Below are 23,642 nucleotides of genomic sequence, written 5' to 3'. Positions count from 1 at the left end.
GGAACCGCTAGATCCCCAGCCACTCGTCGTTGCGGATCTCGTAGTCGTTCGACCGGCAATACGTAGCTGCCTGCCGGCGGACCGCCCGTGATCCCGGCAGCGCCCCCTTCTCGTCAACCCGCTCGACGATCCAGTCGGCGATAACCTGGACCCCTTCGTCCTCGTCGTCGGCGTCGATCGCCCGCAGTGCCCGGAACGTCTTCTCGTAGGCCTCGCGCTGTGAGCCGCTCAGTTCGGCGTTTCGCAGCGTCTCGGCGGCCTCGACGACCTGTTTCATCGCCGCGGCGACAGCCGGTCGCTGGACGCGAGCCCGGACTGATTGGGGTGTGTCGAACGACTCCTGGTCCGTGTCCGGGACGAGCTGTTCGACGGTGTACGGTCCGTCGATCGATTCGATCCCCCGGTCGCCGACTGTCTCGACGATCTCCGCACCCGTCGCCGGGAACGAGAGGGGTTCGAGGGCGGACTCGAAATCGGCCAGCTCCGCCGGTTCGATTGGCGGCTCCGGTTCGTCCCCGCGTTCGAGTTCCGCAGCGATCTCGCGCGCTCGCTGGCGGCGCTCCTCGTTTCGGGCCTGGTCTTCCCGTCCGCGCTTGTCGTCTGCCATTTGATAACATACGCGTGCCGGAGGTATAACTCTGCGGCCACTCGTTCCGACCGGCGCGGTCACAAAAGAGTTAATTCGTCCCCACGGAAACAGTGAGTGTTGATGGGGATATCCGCACTTGCAGCGGCGTCAAATGCCGGTATCGAGCTATACACTGTACCGATCGTCGGCACTGAACTGTCGCAAGCGGCAGTCACGGGCATCGGCATCCTCATGATTCTGTTTCTCATCATAGGGTCGGGGTTCTTCTCCTCCTCGGAGATCGCGATGTTCTCGCTGCCGGCCCACCAGGTCGACGCGATGGTCGAACAGGGCCTGCGCGGCGCGAGAGCGGTCAAGTCCCTCAAGGACGACCCGCACCGCCTGCTCGTGACGATCCTGGTCGGGAACAACATGGTCAACATCACGATGTCCTCCATCTCGACGACGATCGTGGGCTTTTATTTCGACGCGGGCACGGCCGTGATCGTCTCGTCGCTCGGCATCACGTCGCTCGTGTTGCTGTTCGGCGAGAGCGCGCCCAAGTCCTACGCCGTCGAGAACACCGAGTTGCACGCGCGGCGGATCGCCCCGCCGTTGAAGATCGTCGGGAAAGTCCTGTTTCCGCTGATCGCGCTGTTCGATCAACTGACTCGGGCCGTCAACAAGATCACTGGCGGTCGCTCGACGATCGAGAGTACCTACGTCACCCGTGACGAGATCCGCAATATGATCAAAACCGGCGAACGCGAAGGCGTCCTCGACGAGGAAGAGCGGGAGATGCTCCACCGGACGCTGCGGTTTAACAACACGATCGCGAAGGAGGTCATGACGCCGCGACTGGACGTCACAGCCGTCTCCAAGGACGCGGATATCGCGGAGGCCATCGAGACCTGCATCCAGAGCGGTCACGCTCGGCTGCCGGTCTACGAGGGGAGCCTCGACAACGTCATCGGCGTCGTACACATCCGCGATCTCGTGCGGGACCTCAACTACGGCGAGAACGAGGAACTCGAACTGGCTGATCTCATCGAGCCGACGCTGCACGTCCCCGAGAGCAAGAACGTCGACGACCTCCTCAAGGAGATGCGGAAAAACCGCATGCACATGGTCGTCGTCATCGACGAGTTCGGCACCACCGAAGGCATCGTGACGATGGAGGACCTCACAGAGGAGATCGTCGGCGAAATCCTGGAAGGGAGCGAGGAAGAGCCGATCGAGTTCATCGACGACGACACCGCGACGGTGAAAGGCGAGGTCAACATCGAGGAGGTCAACGAAGCGCTGGACATCGACATCCCCGAGGGCGAGGAGTTCGAGACGCTGGCCGGGTTCATCTTCAACCGCGTCGGCCGACTGGTCGAGGAAGGGGAGATTATCGCGTACGACGGCGTCGAGATCCGCGTCGAACAGGTCGAGAACACTCGGATCATGAAGGCCCGAATCACCCGGATTGAGGAAGACCGCGAGGAGATTGAATCCACCGAAGGCGACAGCGACGAGTCGCCCGAGTGATTACACCACGACGGTCCAGACGGTGAACAGGCCGTAGCCGAGTCCGAGCGCCAGTGCGAGCGACCCGATCCACGCCAGGACCGTCTTGGCCATCTTTTCGCCGCTGACCGCGCCGCCACCGGCCGCGTAGCCGCTGCCGATGATCGCACTGACGATGATCTCGTTGAACGAGACGGGGATGCCGAAGAAGACGGCGATCTGTGCGATCGCGAAACTGGGGATCAACGCAGCGATCGAGCGGCGCGGTCCCAGCGAGGAGTAGTCCTGGGCGATCGCCTTGATCATCCGGGGTGCACCTGTCCACGAACCTGCGAGCAGCCCGAGTCCGCCGAAGACGAGCACGGTCGAGATCGGGACCTCGACGCCGGTTTCCGGGCCGAGCAACGGCAGGAGCGGCCCGATCGCCAGTCCGACCTGGCTGCCGCCCGCCGAGAAGGCGACCAGTCCGCCGAGGGCAAGCAGGAAGTGACGCTGGCCGGCCGCGGCGTCGACGCGCAGGTCCCGGTACAGGAGAGCGGCGACGGCCAGCGCGAACGCGACCGAAACGCCCACTCGACCGGCGAGCGAACTCGCTCCGAGAGTGGCGGCAGCCTCGACGGCGATCGAGGACTGTTCGCCCGGACCACCGAACAAGACGAAGTTGACGTTCGCGAGGACGATTGCGACGAGCCCCGCGAGCGCGGGGACCGCGAGCCGTTCCGGGACGCGCTGATCCCGGAGCGTCTTCGCGACGCCGTAGGCGATCCCGCCACCGACGAAGGGTGTGGCGACCCACAGCGCGACGATCTCCTGGTATTTCGCCCACGCCGGGACGCCACCGGCGGCCAGTCCGATGCCGACGACTGCGCCGGTGACGGTAAAGGCCGTCGCGATCGGATAGCCCGTGAACACGCCGAACGCCACCAGCCCGGCGGCCAAAAGCAGCGCCAGCGTCGCCCCGGCGGGCGAGAGCGTGACGCCGCCGATCAGTTCCTGCCCGACGGCTTCGGAGACGTTCGCGCCCTGGAGCGTCGCCCCGGCAAACCCGAGGATGCCGACCAGAAACCCGGCCCGGAGCACCGAGATCGCGTTGGCCCCGACCGCGGGGGCAAACGGGGTCGATCCCGAGGAGCCGGCGCCGATTGCCCACGCCATGAACAGACTCGCGAGCGTCGCGACAGCCAGCGTTGCCAGCAGCGTCGCCTCTACCATTGTATGTGCGTTTGCGGTCGCCGGACAATAGCCTACCGCTCTCGGCGAGGGAACGGGTGACCGTGCAGATCAGGTGTTTCGCGGATCGGCGTCGTCGTAGTTCCGCTCAGGGATCTCGATGCCCTCGGCCGCCTCGGGCGCCGCGGTCTCCTTCTCGGCGTCGATATGCCAGCGGTCGACCTCCTGCTCGTAGTCGGCCAGCTGATTGGAGACCCTGATCTTCAGGTCGTCGTCGTTGACGTTGACCTCGAAGACGTATTCGGGATCTCCATCGCTGACGCGCCTGAGATTGGCGCTGATCAGTTCGTTATCGAAGTAGTACGGTGCGAGCTGAGTCATCACGTTCTGGTAGACCGTGTCCTCGACCTTTCGGAGGGCCTTCCGACTGGCCGAGTCAGCGGCGCGGGTGACGTAATCGATCGACTCGCCCCACTTGTCGACGGCCTCGTCGGGGTCGTCGAGGTTCTCGTAGGACTCGCTGAGCTTCTCGCCGGCCGTCTGGAGGTCCTCGTCAGGGTCTTTCCCTTTCTTCTCGCCTTTGCCCTCGCCGACGCTGGCCTGCTCGGCAGTCTTCTCGCTGACGTCCTCGTCGAGCCGTTCGTGGCTCTTGGGCCGCCACTCGTCGAACTCCTCGAGGGCGTCGGCGTCGACCTCGACGTCTTCCTGTTCGGCGATGTCTTTCAGCGCCCGCGTGAGGCGCTCGCCGTGCTCGACAATGTCCGCCCAGCCGCCCCGGATCTTGAACCCGGAGACGCTCTCTTCGATGTCAGACATGGTTGTACACGGATACGCTGGGTACGCTCGACCGACCCGTCCGGTCCATTGTGGGACGCGTATTCGGCTTCAGCGAGGTTAACCCTTCCGGCAGCGTTCGGGTCGGCGTCGGCCGTTCGAACGCAGTCGGACATTTTCCGGAAACCAGGGATACAACCGACTGCCGCCCGAAGTGGCCCGTGATGCCATCCGCACTGTTCATCGTTAGCGAACACGGCTACTGGGGCGAGGAATGTATCGAGCCGCTCACGACGCTCGACGACGCCGGGCTGGACGTGACCGTCGCGACGCCGTCCGGCGGACCGGCGGTACTCGACGAACGATCGATCGACACCGACGAGGTGGACGAGGAGACTGCTGCGCTGGTCAAGGACGTCCACGAAAACGACGAGCGGCTGAACGATCCCGAACCGCTCGCGGCGGTCGATCCCGGCGCGTTCGACGCGGTCGTCTTCCCCGGCGGTCACGGCACGGAGTGGGACGTCAATCAGGACACACACGCCCGGAAAGCCCTCCGGACTGCCGTCGAGGGCGAGGACGGGAAGGCCATGGTCGTCTGTCACACGGTCGGGATCCTGGCGTTTACACGCGATGCGTCGGGCGATATCCTGGCCAAAGGGCGCTCGGTAACCGGTTTCCCCAACGCCTGGGAAGAGGGGATCGTCGACGAGCACGATCGGCTGCCGGACGGCCGAAAGCTCCCCTACTGGGTCGAAGACGAGGTCAAAGCCGCCGGTGCCGACTGGGACGCCGAACTCGACGAAGACACCAGCGTCACTGTCGACGGCGACCTGGTGACCGGTCGCGGACCGCCCTCGTCGGCAGCGGCCGCCCGAACTCTGCTCGAAGAGCTGGGCGTCGAGTACGACGGCTAGACGGATCGCTCTCGTCAGTTATTTGCCCGTCGCTGACCCTGGCTCGCATATGACGATCGAAGACCGAGGCGAGGCGAAAGTGGTCACGCATGCGCTGGCGAAACACACCCTCACACAGTTGCGAAGCGTCGAGACCGAACAGGTCGCGTTCCGGAAAGGGCTGGTGAAGCTCGGCCGGATCTGTGGCTACGAGATCATCGACGGCGTCATGGAGACGGCTTACGAGAGCGTCCAGACGCCGCTGACCGAGACCACCGGCGAGCGCGTCGTCGGCATGGACGACGTCGTGATCATCAACGTCCTCCGGGCGGCGACGCCGTTCGTCGAGGGACTGCTCAAGGCGTTCCCCCGCGCGCGCCAGGGCGTCATCTCCGCCAGCCGCGACGAGTCCGGCGGGATGGACGATACCGGCGAGTTCGACATCGAAGTCGACTACGTGAAGCTTCCGGAGATCCACCCGGAAGACACGGTCATCGTCGCCGACCCGATGCTCGCGACCGGCTCGACGATGGCGACCGTCCTGGAACACGTCCAGGGGATGGGCGATCCCGAGCGACTGCTCGTGCTCGCGGCCGTCAGCGCCCCCGAAGGCCTGGTCCGGCTGAACGAGCAGTTCCCCGATATCGACGTGCTCTCGGTCGCCATCGACGACCACCTCGACGACGACGGCTACATCATTCCGGGACTGGGCGACGCCGGCGACCGCGCCTTCCGAACGACGTGACGACGGGCCAGTGCTGCGCGGGCCGTTCTCGTGCGCGATCTGTGGAACGATCCGGATCCCCCGCATCGTTTCCGATCCCGTCCGATGAAAACAGGGGATGGGTTTTTACGCCCGGATCGTCGTGTATCGGTCCGATGGACGAGAAGACCGAACAGCTCCGGGATATCTTCGTCGACGTTGCCGAAGAGGAGACGGTCACCGAACGGCAGAAGGAGGAGCGGGGGTCACTGACCGACGCCGACGAAGGGGCCGTTGACGATCGGTTGGTCGAGGTGATCGGGGAGATGCGACAGCGGTACGACTTCGAGACCGACTGTGAGACGGCGACACTCGTTCGGATCGTTCGGGGGTTTTACGAGGGTGCAAATGACGAAGCGCTCGCGTCGGAACTCGACCTCGACCCGGAGACAGTCCGTATCGCGCGGATGGATCTCCATCTGGTCGGCGAGAGCGACACCGACGCGCCGTTCGAACTGGCGACGCTCCGGGACCTGTTAGTCGAAGACGCCGACGAGGAAACCATCGCTGCGGAGCTGGACGCCGACGAGGGGGCGATCGACCGCTATCGGCGCGTGGCGGCCGCCCAGAACCGCGCCCGCCGGACGAGCCAGCGCTACCGGACGGCCTTCGAGGAGGTGCTCACCGACGCTGACCTCTCGATCCAGCACACAGCGAGCGTCCAGGAAGACGGGCTCGAAGAGGCCACTGAGGACATGGAAGTCGACGTTTCCTTCTAGAGGTTTATACACGATTCCGGCCCACGCGTGGTATGCACTCGTTTCGCGACGTCGCGACCGCCGCGTACTGTCCCCGCAAGCTGTACTATCGACAGCGCGATCCCGACCTCGGGGAATCGATCCCCGACGGCGTAGCGGATCGACGACAGGTGGCCTTCGAGTACGACGAGTTGCTGGCGGACGAGACAGCACTGCTCGCGGCGCCGATCGAGGTGACGCCCACGACGTTCCGGTCGCGAGTCGGCTGTCACAAGGCCGGGCTGGACGCCTGGGAGCAACTCGTCGATCCGCCGGCCCGGGACGCGATGCTCGAAGGGAAGGACGCTCGAGGGGTCGCTCACAAGGTGCTCGAACAGCCGCTCGCGCCGTCGCTGGTGTTCGCCGGTCGGCCGCCCGAGCAGGGCGTCTGGGAACCGCAGTCAGTCCATCTCGTCGCGGCCGCGCTGGCGCTGTCCTGGGAGCGCGAACAGTCGGTCGAGCGGGCGTTCGCCGAGTATCCGGCCTACGGCGTGATACGGGAGATCGAGCTGTCGGCGCGGCGCCGGTCACAGTACCGGGCCGCGCTGCGGACCGCCGACTCGATCGACGGACCGCCGAGCCGGACCGAAAACCGCCAGAAGTGCCAGGCCTGTGAGTATCGCGAGGGTTGTGGCGTCCAGACGCGGTCGCTGCGCTCGCTGTTGGGGTGATCGGCCATGCGAAAGCGAGCGGTTATCGTTCATCCAGCCAGGCCTCGACGGCGTCCGCGTTGGCACCGCGGCGGTGGATCTCGCCGGCCTCGACGTCGACGACCGTGCTCCCGGTGCCGGCGGTCTCGCCCCCCTCAAGGACGACCGACGCCGACTCCGTGATCGCGTCGAGATCGGCCACCCGACGGGCGCTCGGCTGGCCGCTGACGTTCGCGCTGGTTGCGGTGATCGGCTCGACGCGCCCCAGCAGTTCGAGGGCGAGTTCGTGGTCGGGGATCCGGAGGCCGACCTGCTCGCGACCCGCCGTGAGCACGTCCGGGACCATCTCGCGGCGGTCGACCAGCATCGTCACCGGACCGGGGAGAAACTCGTGCATAAACACCCGCTCGGTCGTGGTCGGCGCGGTGTATTCGAGCGCGGTCTTGGCGTCGGGCACGGCAAGCGAGATCGGTTGCTCCCGGTCGCGGCCCTTGGCCTCGAAGACGGCCTCGACGGCCGCCGGGTCGAGCGCGTCGGCACCGAGTCCGTACACCGTCTCGGTCGGGTAGACGACTAGCTCGCCGGACTCGATCGCCGCCGCGGCCGCATCGAGGTCAGTCATCGACCGGAGGTGGGGCGCTCGCGGACAAAAGTTCGGGGGAATCCGATGGGTATTACCGGAACGCCGGACCACCCGATAGTATGGACACCCAGCGACTCATCGACGCGCTGCGCGCGGCCGAGGCCGTCAAGTTCGGCGAGTTCGAGCTCTCCCACGGCGGGACGAGCGACTACTACGTCGACAAGTACCTCTTTGAGACCGACCCCCACTGTCTGGATCTGATCGCACAGTCGTTCGCCGACCGGCTCGGCTCGGCGGGGCCGAAACTGGCCGGCGTCGCACTCGGTGCGGTGCCGATCGTCGCCGTCACCAGCGTCGAGACCGGCCGGCCCTACGTCATCGCGCGCAAACAGCAGAAGGAGTACGGCACCGCCAACCTGATCGAAGGCGACCTGGAGGACGGCGAGGAAGTCATCATCCTGGAAGACATCGCCACCACCGGCCAGAGCGCGATCGACGCCGCAGCGGCCCTGCGCGAGGCCGGGGCCGTCGTCGAGCGCGTGTTCGTCGTCGTCGATCGCCAGGAAGGCGCGACCGAGAACCTCGCCGAGCACGACCTGCAACTGGAGTCGCTCGTGACCGCCTCGCAGTTGCTCGCGGACAGAAACTAGCACTTGCTCGAAGGTCCATCCGGTGACCTCCACAGCCGTCTGTTCCACACTCGTGTCTATTTCCACTATTCTTACAACCGATATATTCATATTCGGGACGTAGCAACGCGGGAGTATGAATCGCGTCGAGAAGGCCACCCTCCAATTGCGCGCCGTCGAGATTCTGCGGGCGCGCAAGGAGTCGCTGACCTACGACGAACTGGCGGCCGAGACCGGCCTGCCAGCCGGCGATCTGAATCGCTACGTCAACGGCCACGTCCTCCCCGGACTCGATCGCGCCCGCGAAGTCGTCGCCGGGTTCGGGCGGGAACTGGTCGCAGAGGAACTGGACGCGCGGCTCCGGACTGACGAGGAGGGGTACGTCGACAACACGGACCTCGTCTTCGATCAGACGCTGCTTGACGCCGCGGCGGTCGTCGTTGCGGAAGACGTCGGCTTCGACCGCCCGGACGTGGTGTTGACCGCCGCGACCGACGGGATCACCTTCGCCTCGGCAGTCGCGCGGTACTACGGCGCCCGCACCGCCTACGCCAAGAAGTCCCGCGAGACGGCCGTCGAGGAGTTCGTCGAGACCCGCCAGCGCGTCACGCCCGGCATCGAGTTGACCTACTCACTGCCCGCAAACGCGATCGAGTCCGGCGAGCGCGTGCTCGTCGTCGACGACATCGTCCGCTCGGGGGAGACTCAGCGGCTCCTGATGGATATCGCTGATCAGGTCGACGCCGAGGTGGTCGGCGCTGCTGTGCTGGTCGCCGCCGACAGCGAGGGCATCGAGACCGTCCGCGAGGCCACCGACGCCCCAGTCGTGGCGCTGACGAGTACGTAATCGAGTCGTTCCTGAGATCGATGCCAGCGCTTCTGAGGGAGAATATATCCAAGTTCGTGAATAGAATCGGCAATATATCTATAAAGACATAAACCATGGCCGAGTTATATGCTCGTTTGTGTAACATGGTACGGGAGACACTCGCGGATTACTTCGGGTTCGAGGAGCACGGGACCGACCTCAGAACGGAGATCGTCGCCGGGATTACGACCTTCTTGGCGATGAGCTATATCGTGGTCGTGAATCCGGCCATTATGACGATGTTCCCAGGTGAGGACGGGAAACCGGGGATCGCGATTGAGGGGTACACGCCCGGTGAAGTCCAGCAGATGCTGACAGTCGTCACGATACTGGCTGCCGCCGTCGCTATTTTCGTGATGGCGTTCTACGCGAACCGGCCGTTCGGCCAGGCGCCGGGCCTGGGTCTGAACGCCTTCTTCGCGTTCACCGTCATCGGGCAACTTGGCGTCCCCTGGGAGACGGCGCTTGCCGCTGTCGTCGTCGAGGGTGTAATCTTCATCATTCTGACGGCGATCGGCGCACGGGAGTACATCATTAAACTGTTCCCACAGCCGGTGAAGTTCGGTGTCGGAACGGGGATCGGGCTATTCCTCGGGATCATCGGGCTACAGGAGATGGGTATCGTCGTCAACGACCCTGCGACACTCGTCACCCTCGGTAATATCGCATCTAGCCCGCTTGCCATCCTCTCTGTCGTTGGACTATTCTTCACGCTCGCACTGTATGTTCGTGGTTTTCCGGGATCGATCGTTATCGGGATCATCACGACGACGCTCGCTGGTATCGTGCTGACGTTTGTGGGTGTCGTGAGTCCGGGTGTCGTGGCCGGTGAGTTCGTGAAAAATGGCTCGTTCCAGCCATCGGCCTTCACCGGAGCGCAGTACGACATCACGCCGCTCGTCGGCGCCTTCATCGAAGGGCTCCAGAACGTCGAGGGGCTGACTTTCGCGCTGATCGTCTTCACCTTCTTCTTCGTCGACTTCTTCGACACCGCCGGGACACTCGTCGGCGTCGGACAAGCCGGTGATATGCTCGACGAGGACGGCAATATGCCCGATATCGACAAGCCGCTGATGGCCGATGCCGTCGGTACGACCGCCGGTGGTATTCTCGGCACCTCCACAGTGACGACCTACATCGAATCGGCGACTGGCGTCGAAGAGGGTGGCCGAACCGGTATGACCGCGCTCGTGATCGGGATCCTCTTCCTGCTAGCGCTAGTCGTTGTCCCGCTTGCGACGATTATCCCGCTGTACGCGTCTCACATCGCGCTCGTTGTCGTCGCACTGCTGATGCTTCGCAACGTCGTCGACATTCAGTGGAACAATCTCACACACGCGGTCCCAGCCGGACTGACGATCATCATTATGCCGCTCACCTACTCGATCGCCTACGGGATCGCCGCCGGGATCATTTCCTATCCGATCGTCAAAGCCGCGAACGGTGAATGGCGAGATGTCCACGTCGGTCAGTGGCTGATGGCCGCGGCGTTCGTGCTGTACTTCTACGTCCGCACCAGCGGGATTCTCGAAGCAACTGTCTGATACTCCCGCCACCGCTGGACTCTTTTGATTCCGACCCATACGCATCCCCGATGAGTAACCTCGAACTATACGAACTTTCGGGCTGTCCCTACTGCGCGAAGGTCACGACGAAACTCGACGAACTCGGACTCGACTACGTGTCCCACGAGGTCCCGTCGAGTCACAGCAAGCGAAGCGAAGTCGAGGAGATCAGCGGCCAGACCGGCGTCCCCGTGCTGGTCGATCCCGACAACGGCATCGAGGGAATGCCCGAGAGCAGCGACATCATCGAATACCTCGAAGAGACCTACGGCGACGGCGCGGCCTGACGATCAGAACACCGAATCGGCGGTCGCGGCCCCGACGACGCTGAAGATCGCGCCGACGGCGACGGCCCGAGCGGTGACGATCGCCCGTTCGCGAGCCGCCAAATCCCCGAGGAACTGATCGGGAGCAGTGACGACGAACGACAGGATCACGACCGAGCCAAACGAGATCGACATCAGCGAGACGAATCGTAACGGAATCCCGGCCACTTCGGGTTCGCTCTCGGGATCGCGGTCGTCGTCGGCCTCGTACAACGCCCCGTAGCCGATCGCAACGACGATTCCGACGATGAACAGCGCGTGCCAGTTGGTCATGTTCTCGGCCAGATCCCACACCTCCTCGGTGACGACGAACGGGCCCGCGAGCAGGAATCCGCCGACGAACTGCTGGGCGACGTCGTCGAACCTGAACCGCGGGATCGTCCGAGCCATAGGAGATCCATCGACGCCGCGCCACAAACCGGTTCGGGTTCCCGGCTGGGGCCGCGTTCCATCGGAAGCAAGGGGCGACAGCGTTCCACCGGACGCACCCGAAACGCAGCTCTTCGGGGTATATGAAGCTATAGAGAGATATTTATCCCACCTTCCACACGAAATGAAGGGGTCGGGAACCGTCGTCAACCGAACTGAAAATCGACAGTCGAACCCGTTTTCACCGCCGCGGTCCAGGGGTACCGTATGAGCGTTCGCGAGGAGTTCGACGAGTGGGCGGCCGACGGCCGCGACAGGGGAATGGAGGAACGGCACTGGCACACGGCAAAGCACGCGCTGGCCCGGATGCCGATTGAAGAAGGTGAGACGGTCCTCGATCTGGGCTGTGGCAGCGGCTACGCCGCCCGCGCGATGCAGGCGGCCGGCGGGGCCGGTCGGGCCTACGGCCTCGACGGCTCGCCGGAGATGGTCCGCAACGCGCGGGCGTACACCGACGACCCCGGAGTCGGCTTTCTGGTCGGCGACTTCGAGCACCTTCCCTTCGAGACCGACAGTATCGATCACGTCTTCTCGATGGAGGCGTTCTACTACGCGAGCGACCCGATAGCGGCCTTAGAGGAGATCCGGCGCATCCTGCGGTCGGGCGGCACCTTCTACTGTGCGGTGGACTTCCACGCCGACAACCCCCACACCGCGGAGTGGACGGAGTACGTCGACGTCGAGATGACCCGCTGGTCGCGTCGGGAGTATCGCGAGCGTTTCCGGGAGGCCGGCTTCTACGTCGCCGAGCAGGACGAGATTCCGGACCGAGAGGTCGAGATCCCCCCGGCTGAATCGTTCCCCACCGAAGACTGGGACACGCGCGAGGCGATGGTCGAACACTTCCGCGAACACGGGACGCTGCTGACTGTCGGCGTCGCGCCCTGACACTGTCGCCAGATCAACCCGTCTGTATTGTCTCGACGAGCGCATCTGTCGCCGACGGGAGTGCCGTCGCCACCTCGTCGGTGAGTTCGTCGCCGAAGTCGATCGACGCGGGCTGGACGCCGAACACCCGGACGGCGGTCGGGCCTTCGACGGTGTCAGCGACCTCGAGTAACTCGAAGACGTCCGTCTTGTGCGAACTCCGTTCTGTCCGTACCGTCTCGGTGTCGGCTGGATCGAACACCTCGAAGGTGCCCGGCTCGGCACCGAAATCGACCGCGTCGACGATCACCACCGACGAGTAGTCGGCGAGGACGTGAATCAACCGGAACCCGGGATCACCCAGATCGACCAGCTCCACGTCCGGTAGCTCCCGGTCCCTGAGACGGTCAAGTAGTAGCGATCCGACGCCGTCGTCCCGCCGAAAGGGGTTGCCGAGCGCGATCACGGCGTCACAGCCTGTCATTATTCGGGCTGTGTGTCGACGAATTCGACGTCGAGATAGTGCGTCGAACAGGAGATGCAGGGGTCGTACGCCCGGACCAGCATTTCCAGCGTGTGTTCGATCTCCTCTTGGGGTCGTTCGATGATCGTCGGGACCAGTCGCTCCATGTCCAGCTGGATGTTGGCGTGATTCTGGTTGGTGGGGATCACGCAGTTGCCCTCGAGGGCCGTGCCCGTCTCGTCGAGGGCGTACTCGTGAAAGAGGATGCCACGCGGCGCTTCGATCGCCCCTACGCCCTGGCCCGCCGTCACGTCGACGTCGGGTTTGTGGTAGTCGGATTGCGCCTCGAGCCCGGATTCGAGAAGCGAGTCGATCAACTCGATCGAATGCTCGATGAGGTGGGCCGTCTCGATAAGCTGGGCCACGTTGTTCAGATAGGGGTTGTGACAGACCGGTTTGAGGCCGAAACGGTCGGCGACGGCCGTCGCCATCGGTCCCAGCTGCTCGTAGTTGTTGTTGAACCGAGCCAGCGCCCCGACCATGTAGGAGTCGCGGTCGTGTTTCGTGAACTTCGCCGTCGACTGTTCGACGACGTGCTCGTTGACGATCTCCCGGTAGTCCGCGAGGTCGAGTTCGCCCGTGTCCGAGGAATACGGCACCCCCTCATAGAGGGCGTACTCGTCGGGGTCGGTCAGCGAGATGAACTCCGTCTCGCGGGTGAACTCGGGGAGTTCGTCCGCGAGCGACAGGACGAGATCCACGACTGTCTCGACGTCGTTCCAGGACCCCTCCAGCGAGGCCCGGAGGTCCCGGAGCTCGGCCTCGCGGGGAAGCTGCGAGAAGCCACCGGGGATCGTCCGCTGGGCGTGGGTCGACCGCCCGGCGACGGTCTCGATCAACTCGTTGCCGAGTTTGTGCAGCCGGATGACCGTCTTGACTTCCTCCTCGTGCGTGTTGGCCATCGGCACGACGGATTTCTCGCCGACGAGGTCCGGCAAGGCGAGATAGCCCAGGTGCAGGACGTGGCTCTGGAGCGTCTCGCCGGCCAGTGCGAGTTTGCGCAGTTTGACGTCCTGTTCGGACAGCTCGACGTCCATCGCGTCCTCGACAGCCTTCAACCCGGTCATCGTATGCGTGACCGAACAGATGCCACAGATCCGCGAGACGATGTGGTGAATCTCGTCCCAGTCCCGGCCGACGACCATCGACTCGAAAAACCGGGGCGATTCGACCACGTGCCATTCACACGCCTCGAGCTGTCCGTCCGTGGCGTTGACGACGATTTCGCCGTGCCCTTCGACGCGCGTGACGAGATTGCCCTCGATATCGATGTTCTGACTCATTGTTCGACCTCCTGCATGTCGGCCTGTGGCCCGTGTTCACGCTGCCAGCTCCAGTAGAGGGTGAACTCGTTGAGCAGTTCGTCGGTGGTCACCCCGTATTCCTGCAGCACCTCGCTGTAGGCGTCCTCGGCGGGGTTGTCGACCAGTCCACGGCAGCCCCAGCAACGGGTGCCCTGCGAGACACAGGTCGCATCGCAGCCGCCGCCGCGCGTGATGGGGCCGAGACAGATCTCGTCCCGGTCGAACGCGCACGTGTTCTCCGCGAGCTTGCAGTCGACGCAGACGGGGTGGTTCGCCAGCGACGGATCGCCGCCCTGCAGGATGGCGGTGACCGTCTGGATGAATTCCTCGCCGTCGATCGGGCAGCCGGGAACCTCGTACTCGACCTCGACGAAGGCTTTGGCGGGCTGGGCTTGTGCGAACGAATCGAACAGTTCCGCGTCCGGGTCGTCGAACATCGCCGCGTCCTCGCCGTAGGCCCGTTCCGTGACCGTCTCGAAGTCCTGCTCGTTCCGAATCGAGTTGATCCCGCCGAACGCCGCACAGGATCCGATAGCGATGACGGTGTCGGCGTTCGACCGTACTTCTTCGAGCCGTTCGACGTCGTGGGGGGTCGTGATCGATCCCTCGACGAAGGCAATCTCGTAGTCGTCGCTGTGTTCGGACATCGCTTCCCGGAAGCTGACCACCTCGACGACCTCAACGAGGTCGAGCAGGCGCTCCTCGAGGTTGATGATTTCGAGTTGATCGCCCTCGCACCCGGCGAAGTCGAAGAAGGCGACTTTCGGCTTCGAGGTCATACCTCTGCCTCCTGTTTGTCACGGACCACCGGATAGTGGAACACCGGACCGTCCGTACAGACATACAGTTCGTTGATCTGACAGTGGCCACAGAGGCCACGGCCACAGTGCATGTTGCGCTCAAGCGAGAGGTAAATGTTCCCGTCCGGGACGCCCATCTCGTCCAGTTCCTGGAGGACGAACTTGTACATCACTGGCGGCCCACAGACCAGCACTTTCGTCGTCTCGACGTCGATGTCGACCTCCGGGATGATGCTCGTGATGACTCCCGTCGGGCCGTCCCACTCCTGGTCCTGCGGGCACTGATCGACTGTCTCGAAATACTCCATCGCGTCACCCTCGGCCCATTCCTCCAGTTCGTCCGGGTAGAGCTGCTCCACCGGCTCTTTGCAGCCGTAGACCGTCGTCAACTCCCCGAACCGTTCGCGCTCGTCGAGCGTGTAGTTGATCATCGACCGGAGCGGTGCCAGCCCGATGCCGCCGGCGATGAACAGGATGTCCTCACCTTCGAACACGTCCGGATCGAATCCGCTTCCGTAGGGGCCCCGGATTCCGACTGTGTCTCCCGGTTCCATGTTGTGTAACGCTCTCGTTACGTTGCCGACGGCCCGGATCGTCAGTTCGAAGGGCCCGGGTTTGGTCGGCGAGGAGGTGACCGAGAACGGCGCTTCGCCGACGCCCGGAACGAGCAGCTGGACGAACTGGCCGGGCTGGTGGCCGAGTTCTTCGCCGTCCGGCAGCTGGATCTCGAAGAGCTTGTCGGCCCCGGTGAACGGCCGAGTCCTCGTGATGAGGCCGTTGACCGGTTGATACTCGTTTTCGCCGATATCGAATTTCGCCGTCGTACTACTGCGCATGGGCCTGCACCTCCTGGTGAAGTTTGTTGTAGACGTCACACGGATCGGCGACGTCGGCGACACATTCGGAGGTGCACCGGCCACAGCCGATACACGCGATGTCGCCGTACCGTTCGTAGATGTACCACCCCTTCCGCATGAACCGATGGCGGTGGCGCTCGGCGACTTCCTCCCGGAAGTTCTCGTCACCGGCGACCGACGCGAAGTCCTCCAGCAGGCAGCCGTCCCACCGGCGAGACTCCCGGCCGCTGTTCGTTCCGAGATCGCGAATCATGTCCACGCTGAAACAGTAGCACGTCGGACAGACCATGTTGCAGGTGCCACAGGAGAGACACTTCTCGGAGTAGTCCTCCCAGAACTCCATGTTGTCGTAGTTCTCTTCCAGAATCGTCGGTAGCAACGCCGGTGAGAAGTCGAGTTCCCGTTCAAACAGGTCGGGGACATCCTCCTGCTCGATCCGCTCGACTTCCTGGACCTCCTGGGCCGTGGCCTTCCTGACGTCCGCCGAATTGAGGAACTCCTTACCCTCCAGCGTCCCGATGTTGACTGCGTACGTCTCGCCCAAGTCCGTCAACATGAGGTCGTAGCCCGAATCGGTCGTGGCCGTCCCCATGCTGGCGGCGAAGGCCGTCTCGCTGGCGTCCTGCATGTTCGCCCCGATGAGCAGCGAGTTCTCGCGCTTTTGCCGGTAGGGCTCGTCCCGGAGCGTGTCGATGAAGATCTTGTCGAGTTGCTCGATCGCGACGAGATCGTAGGGATGAATCCCGACGATGACCTTCCCGTCCGGCTCCGCCTTCGCTCGCCATTCGAACTCCCCGTCCGTGTCGCGATATTCCAGAATCGTCTCGCGCTGTGGCATGAGATACTTTTTCGGGGACAGCATCGTCACGTCGTACTCGAGCGCAAGATCCGCCGCTGACCGCAGGTCGTCGAAGACGTACTTTTCGCCGTCGTCCTGAACGCCGACGACGTCTCGCCGGTCAGACGCGATCGTTTCGTCCAGTAACGCCTCAAATTCCGGTTTATCGATGACTTTCATTGGCCTGTACCTCCGTCGGACTGGACGAGACGCGTCGTTCGTCCCCGTTCCCGAACCGTCAGGTCGTATTCGAGCGCCAGGTCGCCGGCCGAGTCAAGCTCCTCGAAGACGTACTGCCCGTTTCGCCGCTGTGGCCCGACGACGGATCGTGGCTCGTCGTCGATCAGCCCGTCGATCAACGTCTCGAAATCCGGTTTTGCGAGTGTTTTCATGCCATCCACCCGGCCGACAGTTCTGTCGGCCCGTACCGTACAGTCACGGTCAGAGCGCCTAACTCCGGTGATTGTTCCCACTTGTTGAAAATTCTACTGATGCAAAATTAACGGCTCTCGAAACCGCCATCGTCAGATTCTAGCGGCGAATCTTGCCTGTTTTTCCATGGCAGTTCGTATCAGTCCTTCATATTCTAACAAATATGTTTTCAGGCGTTGAGAATGCGGACAGCATTGCTTTAGGAGTAAGACTTAGGGAGTTGTAGGATGGCATCGCTAGACTCGATCAAGCAGTCGGTCCGCGGGTCGGACGCCGACGTGGACGGTGACGACTCGGGGATCATCCCGGCGGACGCAGGCATCGACGACGTCTGTGACGAGGAAGTCGAAACCGTCCGGTCGCTGGTCGCGCCGCACGCGGACGGGGAAGGTGGAATCATTCCGTCGCTACAGGCAGTACAGAACGAGTACGGCTACCTGCCGCGGTTTTCGATGCAGGTGATCGCCGAGGAGTGTGACACGACGATCGCCCGGGTGTTCGGAACTGCGTCGTTCTACTCGCAGTTCTACTTCGAGCCGCGTGGCGAGCACAGCGTCAAGGTCTGTACCGGGACGGCCTGTCACGTCAAGGGGGCGGACGACATCTCCGAGAACCTCCAGGAGGAGCTGGACGTCGAGACCGGGGAGGTCACCGACGACGGGCAGTTCACGATCGAACACGTCCGCTGTGTGGGGGCGTGTGGCCTCGCACCGGTCGTCGTCGTCGACGACGACGTCCACGGACCGATCGAGGCCGAAAACGCACCCGAAATTATCGATGAATACACCGACGAGGAGGCCTAACCATGTCACAGAGCATTCAGCGCCCGTCCGATCCAGACACGGTCGACGGTAACGTCCGCGTCGTCGTCTGTCAGGGAACCGGCTGCGTGTCGTCCGGTTCCGACGAGGTGTACGACGCCCTCGCGGAAGAAATCAGCGCGCTCGAAAGCAGCGACGACGTTGCCCTGTCCTACGGCGACGGCAACCTCGACGAACTGGGCATCGAGACGAAAGCGAGCGGCTGTCACGGTTTCTGTGAACTCGGCCCGCTCGTTCGAATCGATCCCATGCACGTCCTGTACACGCAGGTCGGGGTCGAGGACGTCGAAGATATCGTCGAACGGACGATCAAGAGCGGCGAGATCATCGACGAGCTGTGTTTCGAAGACGCGGAGGGCAACCGACAGTCCCGGACAGACGACATCTCCTTCTACACCGAGCAAAACCGACTTGCGCTCGGCAACTGCGGGGACATCGATCCCGAAAGCGTCGAGGAGTACCGGCTCCGCGACGGCTACGACGCCCTCGAGACGGCCCTCTCGGAGATGGATCCCAAAGAGGTCTACGAGGAAGTCGAAGACGCCGGCCTCCGCGGTCGCGGCGGCGGCGGGTTCCCGACCGGGACCAAGTGGAAGTTCGCCAACGACGCCGACAGCGAGGAGAAGTACGTCATCGCCAACTGTGACGAAGGCGACCCCGGCGCGTTCATGGACCGCTGTCTCGTCGAGGGCGATCCCCACCGGGTCATCGAGGGGATGGTCATCGCCGGCTACGCCACCGGCGCCAATCAGGGATATATCTACATTCGCGCGGAATACCCTCTCGCTATCGAACGGATCGAGCAGGCGATCGACACCGCCTACGAGGAGGGGTACCTCGGCGAGGACATCCTCGGGACCGGCTTCGACTTCGACTTCGGGATCGAACAGGGTGCCGGGGCCTTCGTCTGCGGCGAGGAGACGGCGCTGATGGCCTCCATCGAAGGCCAGGCCGGTCGACCGACGCCGCGCCCGCCCTATCCCGCCCAGTCCGGGCTGAACGACCAGCCGACGACGATCAACAACGTCGAGACGCTGAGCAACGTCCCGCTGATCATCGACAACGGCGCCGAGTGGTTCCGTCAGTACGGTACCGAGGACAGCGCCGGAACGAAGACCTTCGCCGTCTCCGGGGACGTCTCGGCGACGGGGCTGATGGAGATCCCGATGGGACTGACCCTCGAAGAGATCATCGAGGTCGCCGGCGGCATGGAGGGCGATTCGGAGTTCAAGGCTGTCCAGATCGGCGGCCCCTCCGGCGGCTGTCTCGCCGAGAAGCACCTCGACATGCCGGTCACCTTCGACTCCCTGCAGGAGGAGGGTGCGATGCTCGGCTCCGGCGGGCTGGTCGTGATGGACGACGAGACCTGTATGGTCGACGTCGCGCGATTCTTCCTGGATTTCACCCAGGACGAGTCCTGCGGGAAGTGCCCGACCTGCCGGATCGGGACGAAGAAGATGCTCGACATCCTCGAGCGGATCACGAACGGCGAGGGCAAGCCGGGCGACATCGAGCGACTGCGTGACCTCGGGGACACGATCACCGAGGGATCGCTGTGTGGGCTCGGCAAGACGGCTCCGAACCCGGTGTTGAGTACGCTCGAACACTTCGAGGAGGAGTACGAGGCGCACATCTACGACGACGAGTGTCCGGCCGGCGAGTGCGAACTCGGCGGCGGATCGCATGCCGGCACCTACAAGATCGCCGCCGCGGAGTGTGTCGGCTGCCAGCAGTGTCTGAACGCCTGTCCGGTCGACGCGATCGACGGCGAACAGGGCGAGACCCACGAGATCGATCCCGAGACGTGTATCGGCTGTGGGCAGTGTGTCGAGGCGTGTCCGATCGACGCCATCAGTCAGCGGGCGTGATACCATGAGCAAGGCAACACAGAGCGAGGCCGAACCCGGCGTCGCTCTCGAAATCAACGGTCAGGACGTACAGGCACGCGAGGGACAGACGATACTCGAAGCGGCGCGAGAGGCCGACATCGAGATTCCGACCCTCTGTGAACACGAACCGCTCACCAACGTCGGCGGCTGCCGGATGTGTCTCGTCGAGATCGACGGCAAGCGCACCGAGACCGCCTGTACGACGACCGTCCAGGACGGCATGGAGATCGAGGTCGATACCGACGACCTGTGGGACCACCGTCGGACGATTCTGGAGCTGATGTTCTCCGAGCAGAACCACTACTGCATGTACTGCGAGATGGAGGGCGACTGCGAACTCGAGGACCTGTTCAACGAGGCGGGTCTGGACGCCTGCGAATACCCCCTCGAGTACAACGACATCGAGGTCGACACCTCCCACAGTGAGATCACGCTCGATCTCGATCGGTGCGTGCTCTGTGGCCGCTGTGTCCGGACCTGCGACGAAGTCGTCGGTAACGACACGCTGACGTTCAAAGATCGCGGTCTGGAGACCGAAATCGTCGCTGACGACGGCGTCGCGCTCGGGGAGTCGTCGTGCATTTCCTGCGGCGCGTGCGCACAAGCGTGTCCGACCGGGGCGATCTACACCAACCAGAGCGCCTACCGCGGCCGCGAGGAGGAGTGTGACGTCGTCACGACCGCCTGCACGGAGTGCAGCCTCGGCTGCGAACTCGAGGTGTACACCAACTCCGGCCGGATCGTCAAGATTGAAGGCGTCGAGGACGGCGCCGACGCCGGCCAGCTCTGTGAGATGGGTCGGTTCGGTCTCCTAGGCGACAGTCGCGAGCGCATCGACGAGCCGTCGGTCCGCGGCGACAGCGTCGATGTCGAGACGGCGATCGAGCGGGCTCGCGAATCGCTCGACGACGCCGACACGATCAACGCGGTCGCTTCGAGTCGGCTCCCCACGGAGGTCACCGAGGCGTTCGCGGCGTCGATGGACGCTTACGACGCGTCCCTGGAGGTGCCCGGGGCCAAACGCGCGACCGACGAGCGGCGGATCGCCGAGAAAGTCGCCCCGTTGTTCAACGAACACGCCGGCAACCTCCGGGCGAGCGGCCCCGAAGCCGTGCTTGACGCCGAAGCCGTCGCCGTCTTCGACACGAGTATCGTCGACACCCACCCGGTTGCGGCGTCGTACGTCCGCCGGGCGGCCAAAGACGGCGCGACCCTGGTCAGCGTCGACGCCGACGAGGACCGGTTCGCCTCGAAGTCCGACGCCTCCATCGAGTCCGGCTCGGCGCTGAGCCGGCTCACCGAGGACTCCGTCGAGGTCGTCGAGGACGACGCCTCGGCGCTAGCGGACTCGGACACCGAGACGCTGATCAACGCCGTCCCGGCCCTGGAGGACGGCGGGATCAGTATCATCATCCTCGGCCCCGAGATCGAAGAGGAGGACACGCTCATCAACGCCTACGCGCTGGCGGCGATGACCGACAGCAAGGTCCTGAGTCTGCCCGACCGCGTCAACTCCTTCGTCGACGGCATCGGCGCGGACGACCTGCACGACGACGCCGAGGTGGCCTATCTCTTCGCCGCCGACGACCGCGAGGACGATCTCGATCGGATGGTGGAGGTCGCCCGCACGGCCGACACCGTGATCGTCCAGGCCACCCGCGAGTCGATCCTGACGAAGGCCGCTGACATCGTGCTCCCGTCGCTTGACTGGTTCGAGCGTTCGGGCACGGTCACCGACGCAAGCGGGACCGACCGCGAACTCGCTCGAGTGCTCGATCCGCGGGTCGCGATCGACTCCGACCGGGAGGTGCTCTCGGAACTTGCCGAGGGCGACATCCTGGAGGTGAAACCATGAGCCAGGCAACTGCCCAGACAGAGGACGACCGGGCGACCGTCGCGACGGTGTGTCTCGGCGGCTGCTCGGGCTGTCACATGGAGTTTCTGAACATCGACCACGACCTGGTCGACCTGCTCGAGGACGTCAAGTTCGAGGCCAGTCACATGATCGTCGACGAGAAGGGCGTCCCCGAGGCCGACATCGGGATCGCTGAGGGCGTCGTCACAAACGAGGAGAACATCGAGGTCGCCGAGGAGTTGCGCGAGAACTGCGACACGGTCGTCGCGTGGGGTGACTGTGCGGCCCTGCGCGGGATCATGTCCCTGCGCAACGACGACGATCCCGACGAGATGATCGACGAGGTCTATCTGGACAAGGCCGACGAAGAAAGCGAGAGTCCGCGCGACGACGTGCCGGTGCCGGCGCTGCTGGAGGACGCCCGGCCGCTCGACGAGTACATCGACGTCGACGTCTACATCCCGGGGTGTCCGCCCGACGCGGAGGTCATGGCCCACGGTATCGAAGCACTGCTCGACGGCGAGCAGCCCGAAATCGTCGACGAAAAACTCCAGTACGACTAAAACAATGAGCAAGAAGCAAGTCATCGACCCGGTCACGCGGGTCGAAGGTCACGGCAAGATCACGATCGAGTTGGACGACGACGGGCAGGTCGAAGACACGCAGTTCCACGTCACGGAGTTCCGTGGCTTCGAGGAGTTCGTCGAGGGCCGGCCCGTCTGGGAGATGCCCGAAATCACCGCCCGTATCTGTGGGATCTGTCCGGTCAGCCACCAGCTGGCCGCGGCGAAGGCGCTCGACGAGATCGCCGACGTCGAGATCCCCGAGGGCGCGTACAAACTGCGGGAACTGCTCCACATGGGACAGGTCCTGCAGAGCCACGCGCTCAGTTTCTTCTATCTCTCCAGCCCCGATCTGGTGCTGGGCTACGACGCCGACCCGGAGAAACGCAACATCGAGGGCGTCCTGGACGAGAACCCCCAGCTCGCCGAACGTGGGATCGACCTTCGGAGCTTCGGCCAGGACGTCATCGCGGCGCTGGGTGACAAGAAGGTCCACCCGGACTTCGCGATCGGCGGCGGCGTCACCAACACCCTGGACCGCGAGGACGGCCAGCAGTTGCTCGAACAGTCAGAGGACCTGGATACGTACGTCCGCGAGACGATCGATCTCCTCCGGGAGATCTTCGCGGAGATGGACGACGACACGCTGGATTACGCCACCTACGAGACCGGCTACATGGGCCTGGTCGATTCGGACGGCGGACTCGAACACTACGACGGCGACATCCGGCTCGTCGACGAACAGGGCGACCTGCTGGAGGAGATCGACGACGGCGAGTACGCCGACATCATCGGCGAACGCTCTAAGGAGTGGAGCTACCTCAAGTTCCCCTACTACAGGGAACGGGGCTTCGAGAACGGCCAGTATCGGGTCGGCCCGCTGGGGCGACTCAACGCGGTCGAGCAACTCGACACGCCACAGGCAAACGAGGAGTTCGAACGGTATATGGACGCCGCCGACGGGCCCGTCCACGAGCGCTCGACGTACTACCACTGGGCGCGACTCATCGAGATCCTCTACTGCATCGAGCGCATCCGTGAGTTGCTCGAAGACGACGACATCTACGAGGGGATCCCGAATGTCCCGACCAAACCCGAGAAGACGAACGGCGTCGGCGTCATCGAGGCCCCGCGGGGCACGCTCATCCACGAGTACGACGTCGACGACAACGGGACGGTCACGAACGCCGACTTCATCGTCGCCACCACCCACAACAACGGGGCGATGAACAAGGGCGTCCGGACCGCGGCCGAGCGGTTCGTCGACGGCCCCGAGATCCCGGAGGACATCCTCAACAAGATGGAAAGCGTCATCCGGTGTTACGACCCCTGTTTGTCCTGTTCGACCCACGCGATCGGCGACATGCCCCTGGAGGTCACGCTCGAACAGGACGGCCAGGTGCTCGACGAGGTCTCCCGATAG

Annotated in this window: 26 protein-coding genes; 15 read left to right on the top strand and 11 right to left on the bottom strand. The window is 64.1% G+C overall.

The window, feature by feature from the left end:
* Positions 1–7: 7 nt before the first annotated feature.
* Positions 8–607, bottom strand: coding sequence for a DUF5789 family protein (locus tag HSEST_RS02200; protein WP_229121937.1), 600 nt, complete (start codon positions 605–607; stop codon positions 8–10).
* A gap of 102 nt (positions 608–709) precedes the next feature.
* On the opposite strand from HSEST_RS02200, the gene HSEST_RS02195 reads away from it, so the two are divergent.
* Positions 710–2,101, top strand: coding sequence for a hemolysin family protein (locus tag HSEST_RS02195; protein WP_418886529.1), 1,392 nt, complete (start codon positions 710–712; stop codon positions 2,099–2,101).
* On the opposite strand, the gene HSEST_RS02190 is transcribed toward HSEST_RS02195, so the two are convergent.
* Together HSEST_RS02190 and HSEST_RS02185 are read right to left on the bottom strand one after the other, a co-directional pair.
* Positions 2,102–3,292: an inorganic phosphate transporter gene (locus HSEST_RS02190; RefSeq protein ID WP_229121936.1), complete on the bottom strand. Its 1,191-nt coding sequence runs from the start codon at positions 3,290–3,292 to the stop codon at positions 2,102–2,104. It abuts the gene before it with no gap.
* Between the two features lie 69 nt (positions 3,293–3,361).
* Positions 3,362–4,066 carry a DUF5828 family protein gene (locus HSEST_RS02185; protein WP_229121935.1) on the bottom strand — a complete coding sequence of 235 codons (705 nt, stop codon included), beginning with the start codon at positions 4,064–4,066 and terminating at the stop codon, positions 3,362–3,364.
* A gap of 182 nt (positions 4,067–4,248) precedes the next feature.
* Between HSEST_RS02185 and HSEST_RS02180 the strand changes: the two genes are divergently transcribed.
* The 4 genes from HSEST_RS02180 (at position 4,249) to HSEST_RS02165 (ending at position 7,091) form a co-directional block, all read left to right on the top strand.
* Positions 4,249–4,941 carry a type 1 glutamine amidotransferase domain-containing protein gene (locus HSEST_RS02180; RefSeq protein WP_229121934.1) on the top strand — a complete coding sequence of 231 codons (693 nt, stop codon included), beginning with the start codon at positions 4,249–4,251 and terminating at the stop codon, positions 4,939–4,941.
* Positions 4,942–4,990: 49 nt separating this feature from the next.
* Positions 4,991–5,665, top strand: coding sequence for a uracil phosphoribosyltransferase (upp, locus tag HSEST_RS02175; RefSeq protein ID WP_229121933.1), 675 nt, complete (start codon positions 4,991–4,993; stop codon positions 5,663–5,665).
* A 134-nt stretch (positions 5,666–5,799) separates the two neighbouring features.
* Complete coding sequence (locus HSEST_RS02170; RefSeq protein WP_229121932.1) at positions 5,800–6,402, top strand: conditioned medium-induced protein 4; 603 nt, start codon at positions 5,800–5,802, stop codon at positions 6,400–6,402.
* A 32-nt stretch (positions 6,403–6,434) separates the two neighbouring features.
* Positions 6,435–7,091, top strand: a complete 657-nt coding sequence (locus HSEST_RS02165; RefSeq protein ID WP_229121931.1) for a CRISPR-associated protein Cas4 — start codon at positions 6,435–6,437, stop codon at positions 7,089–7,091.
* A 22-nt stretch (positions 7,092–7,113) separates the two neighbouring features.
* Here the strand turns inward: HSEST_RS02165 and HSEST_RS02160 are convergent, their stop codons facing one another.
* Positions 7,114–7,692, bottom strand: a complete 579-nt coding sequence (locus HSEST_RS02160) for an L-threonylcarbamoyladenylate synthase (protein WP_229121930.1) — start codon at positions 7,690–7,692, stop codon at positions 7,114–7,116.
* Between the two features lie 80 nt (positions 7,693–7,772).
* Here HSEST_RS02160 and pyrE point away from each other — a divergent pair, with 80 nt between their 5' ends.
* The 4 genes from pyrE (at position 7,773) to HSEST_RS02140 (ending at position 11,002) form a co-directional block, all read left to right on the top strand.
* Positions 7,773–8,303: an orotate phosphoribosyltransferase gene (pyrE, locus tag HSEST_RS02155; protein WP_229121929.1), complete on the top strand. Its 531-nt coding sequence runs from the start codon at positions 7,773–7,775 to the stop codon at positions 8,301–8,303.
* A gap of 115 nt (positions 8,304–8,418) precedes the next feature.
* The gene (locus HSEST_RS02150) at positions 8,419–9,129 is read left to right on the top strand and encodes a phosphoribosyltransferase family protein (RefSeq protein ID WP_229121928.1); all 711 of its coding nucleotides are present in this window, start codon (positions 8,419–8,421) and stop codon (positions 9,127–9,129) included.
* 125 nt (positions 9,130–9,254) lie between these two features.
* Complete coding sequence (locus tag HSEST_RS02145; RefSeq protein WP_229121927.1) at positions 9,255–10,694, top strand: NCS2 family permease; 1,440 nt, start codon at positions 9,255–9,257, stop codon at positions 10,692–10,694.
* A gap of 50 nt (positions 10,695–10,744) precedes the next feature.
* Complete coding sequence (locus tag HSEST_RS02140; RefSeq protein WP_229121926.1) at positions 10,745–11,002, top strand: glutathione S-transferase N-terminal domain-containing protein; 258 nt, start codon at positions 10,745–10,747, stop codon at positions 11,000–11,002.
* A 3-nt stretch (positions 11,003–11,005) separates the two neighbouring features.
* On the opposite strand, the gene HSEST_RS02135 is transcribed toward HSEST_RS02140, so the two are convergent.
* A complete protein-coding gene (locus HSEST_RS02135; protein WP_229121925.1) occupies positions 11,006–11,431 on the bottom strand; it encodes a DUF2391 family protein in 426 nt (141 codons plus the stop codon).
* Positions 11,432–11,677: 246 nt separating this feature from the next.
* On the opposite strand from HSEST_RS02135, the gene HSEST_RS02130 reads away from it, so the two are divergent.
* The gene (locus HSEST_RS02130; protein WP_229121924.1) at positions 11,678–12,358 is read left to right on the top strand and encodes a class I SAM-dependent methyltransferase; all 681 of its coding nucleotides are present in this window, start codon (positions 11,678–11,680) and stop codon (positions 12,356–12,358) included.
* Positions 12,359–12,371: 13 nt separating this feature from the next.
* Here the strand turns inward: HSEST_RS02130 and HSEST_RS02125 are convergent, their stop codons facing one another.
* The 6 genes from HSEST_RS02125 to HSEST_RS02100 are packed head-to-tail and all read right to left on the bottom strand — an operon-like array spanning position 12,372 to position 17,051.
* Positions 12,372–12,821: a hydrogenase maturation protease gene (locus HSEST_RS02125; protein ID WP_229121923.1), complete on the bottom strand. Its 450-nt coding sequence runs from the start codon at positions 12,819–12,821 to the stop codon at positions 12,372–12,374.
* Entirely contained in the window at positions 12,821–14,143 is a 1,323-nt protein-coding gene (locus tag HSEST_RS02120) for a Ni/Fe hydrogenase subunit alpha (RefSeq protein ID WP_229121922.1), read from the bottom strand. Before HSEST_RS02120 ends, HSEST_RS02125 begins: the two co-directional genes overlap by 1 nt.
* Positions 14,140–14,943, bottom strand: a complete 804-nt coding sequence (locus tag HSEST_RS02115) for an NADH:ubiquinone oxidoreductase (RefSeq protein ID WP_229121921.1) — start codon at positions 14,941–14,943, stop codon at positions 14,140–14,142. Before HSEST_RS02115 ends, HSEST_RS02120 begins: the two co-directional genes overlap by 4 nt.
* Positions 14,940–15,800 carry an FAD/NAD(P)-binding protein gene (locus HSEST_RS02110; protein WP_229121920.1) on the bottom strand — a complete coding sequence of 287 codons (861 nt, stop codon included), beginning with the start codon at positions 15,798–15,800 and terminating at the stop codon, positions 14,940–14,942. The genes HSEST_RS02115 and HSEST_RS02110 overlap by 4 nt, the downstream gene beginning before the upstream one ends.
* Positions 15,790–16,839 carry a 4Fe-4S dicluster domain-containing protein gene (locus HSEST_RS02105; RefSeq protein ID WP_229121919.1) on the bottom strand — a complete coding sequence of 350 codons (1,050 nt, stop codon included), beginning with the start codon at positions 16,837–16,839 and terminating at the stop codon, positions 15,790–15,792. The genes HSEST_RS02110 and HSEST_RS02105 overlap by 11 nt, the downstream gene beginning before the upstream one ends.
* Positions 16,836–17,051, bottom strand: a complete 216-nt coding sequence (locus HSEST_RS02100; RefSeq protein WP_229121918.1) for a hypothetical protein — start codon at positions 17,049–17,051, stop codon at positions 16,836–16,838. The genes HSEST_RS02105 and HSEST_RS02100 overlap by 4 nt, the downstream gene beginning before the upstream one ends.
* Positions 17,052–17,318: 267 nt before the next feature.
* Between HSEST_RS02100 and HSEST_RS02095 the strand changes: the two genes are divergently transcribed.
* Genes HSEST_RS02095 through HSEST_RS02075 form a run of 5 tightly spaced genes read left to right on the top strand, consistent with a single transcriptional unit; the run spans position 17,319 to position 23,642 of the window.
* Positions 17,319–17,894: a complex I 24 kDa subunit family protein gene (locus HSEST_RS02095; RefSeq protein ID WP_229121917.1), complete on the top strand. Its 576-nt coding sequence runs from the start codon at positions 17,319–17,321 to the stop codon at positions 17,892–17,894.
* A gap of 2 nt (positions 17,895–17,896) precedes the next feature.
* Positions 17,897–19,780, top strand: a complete 1,884-nt coding sequence (locus tag HSEST_RS02090) for an NADH-ubiquinone oxidoreductase-F iron-sulfur binding region domain-containing protein (RefSeq protein ID WP_229121916.1) — start codon at positions 17,897–17,899, stop codon at positions 19,778–19,780.
* Positions 19,781–19,784: 4 nt separating this feature from the next.
* On the top strand, positions 19,785–21,656 hold the full coding sequence (locus HSEST_RS02085; protein ID WP_229121915.1) for a 2Fe-2S iron-sulfur cluster-binding protein: 1,872 nt from the start codon (positions 19,785–19,787) through the stop codon (positions 21,654–21,656).
* Positions 21,653–22,219 (top strand): NADH:ubiquinone oxidoreductase, encoded by a 567-nt coding sequence (locus HSEST_RS02080; RefSeq protein ID WP_229121914.1) that lies wholly within the window; start codon positions 21,653–21,655, stop codon positions 22,217–22,219. Before HSEST_RS02085 ends, HSEST_RS02080 begins: the two co-directional genes overlap by 4 nt.
* A 4-nt stretch (positions 22,220–22,223) precedes the next feature.
* Positions 22,224–23,642, top strand: a complete 1,419-nt coding sequence (locus HSEST_RS02075) for a Ni/Fe hydrogenase subunit alpha (protein ID WP_229121913.1) — start codon at positions 22,224–22,226, stop codon at positions 23,640–23,642.

Source organism: Halapricum desulfuricans (assembly GCF_017094465.1).
Taxonomy (GTDB): Archaea; Halobacteriota; Halobacteria; order Halobacteriales; family Haloarculaceae; genus Halapricum.
The sequence above is the reverse complement of the archived record's forward strand: the minus strand, read 5'-3'. Positions and strand labels throughout refer to the sequence as shown.

Bases quoted from the DNA above. Each gene is read 5' to 3' on its own strand.
- HSEST_RS02105 (WP_229121919.1), bottom strand. From the start codon at position 16,839: ATGAAAGTCATCGATAAACCGGAATTTGAGGCGTTACTGGACGAAACG.
- HSEST_RS02085 (WP_229121915.1), top strand. From the start codon at position 19,785: ATGAGCAAGGCAACACAGAGCGAGGCCGAACCCGGCGTCGCTCTCGAA.
- HSEST_RS02170 (WP_229121932.1), top strand. From the start codon at position 5,800: ATGGACGAGAAGACCGAACAGCTCCGGGATATCTTCGTCGACGTTGCC.
- pyrE (WP_229121929.1), top strand. From the start codon at position 7,773: ATGGACACCCAGCGACTCATCGACGCGCTGCGCGCGGCCGAGGCCGTC.
- HSEST_RS02090 (WP_229121916.1), top strand. From the start codon at position 17,897: ATGTCACAGAGCATTCAGCGCCCGTCCGATCCAGACACGGTCGACGGT.
- HSEST_RS02095 (WP_229121917.1), top strand. From the start codon at position 17,319: ATGGCATCGCTAGACTCGATCAAGCAGTCGGTCCGCGGGTCGGACGCC.
- HSEST_RS02145 (WP_229121927.1), top strand. From the start codon at position 9,255: ATGGTACGGGAGACACTCGCGGATTACTTCGGGTTCGAGGAGCACGGG.
- HSEST_RS02185 (WP_229121935.1), bottom strand. From the start codon at position 4,066: ATGTCTGACATCGAAGAGAGCGTCTCCGGGTTCAAGATCCGGGGCGGC.
- HSEST_RS02120 (WP_229121922.1), bottom strand. From the start codon at position 14,143: ATGAGTCAGAACATCGATATCGAGGGCAATCTCGTCACGCGCGTCGAA.
- HSEST_RS02130 (WP_229121924.1), top strand. From the start codon at position 11,678: ATGAGCGTTCGCGAGGAGTTCGACGAGTGGGCGGCCGACGGCCGCGAC.
- HSEST_RS02165 (WP_229121931.1), top strand. From the start codon at position 6,435: ATGCACTCGTTTCGCGACGTCGCGACCGCCGCGTACTGTCCCCGCAAG.
- HSEST_RS02075 (WP_229121913.1), top strand. From the start codon at position 22,224: ATGAGCAAGAAGCAAGTCATCGACCCGGTCACGCGGGTCGAAGGTCAC.
- HSEST_RS02135 (WP_229121925.1), bottom strand. From the start codon at position 11,431: ATGGCTCGGACGATCCCGCGGTTCAGGTTCGACGACGTCGCCCAGCAG.
- HSEST_RS02140 (WP_229121926.1), top strand. From the start codon at position 10,745: ATGAGTAACCTCGAACTATACGAACTTTCGGGCTGTCCCTACTGCGCG.
- HSEST_RS02080 (WP_229121914.1), top strand. From the start codon at position 21,653: ATGAGCCAGGCAACTGCCCAGACAGAGGACGACCGGGCGACCGTCGCG.
- HSEST_RS02110 (WP_229121920.1), bottom strand. From the start codon at position 15,800: ATGCGCAGTAGTACGACGGCGAAATTCGATATCGGCGAAAACGAGTAT.
- HSEST_RS02125 (WP_229121923.1), bottom strand. From the start codon at position 12,821: ATGACAGGCTGTGACGCCGTGATCGCGCTCGGCAACCCCTTTCGGCGG.
- HSEST_RS02180 (WP_229121934.1), top strand. From the start codon at position 4,249: ATGCCATCCGCACTGTTCATCGTTAGCGAACACGGCTACTGGGGCGAG.
- HSEST_RS02195 (WP_418886529.1), top strand. From the start codon at position 710: ATGGGGATATCCGCACTTGCAGCGGCGTCAAATGCCGGTATCGAGCTA.
- HSEST_RS02100 (WP_229121918.1), bottom strand. From the start codon at position 17,051: ATGAAAACACTCGCAAAACCGGATTTCGAGACGTTGATCGACGGGCTG.
- HSEST_RS02115 (WP_229121921.1), bottom strand. From the start codon at position 14,943: ATGACCTCGAAGCCGAAAGTCGCCTTCTTCGACTTCGCCGGGTGCGAG.
- HSEST_RS02190 (WP_229121936.1), bottom strand. From the start codon at position 3,292: ATGGTAGAGGCGACGCTGCTGGCAACGCTGGCTGTCGCGACGCTCGCG.
- upp (WP_229121933.1), top strand. From the start codon at position 4,991: ATGACGATCGAAGACCGAGGCGAGGCGAAAGTGGTCACGCATGCGCTG.
- HSEST_RS02150 (WP_229121928.1), top strand. From the start codon at position 8,419: ATGAATCGCGTCGAGAAGGCCACCCTCCAATTGCGCGCCGTCGAGATT.
- HSEST_RS02200 (WP_229121937.1), bottom strand. From the start codon at position 607: ATGGCAGACGACAAGCGCGGACGGGAAGACCAGGCCCGAAACGAGGAG.
- HSEST_RS02160 (WP_229121930.1), bottom strand. From the start codon at position 7,692: ATGACTGACCTCGATGCGGCCGCGGCGGCGATCGAGTCCGGCGAGCTA.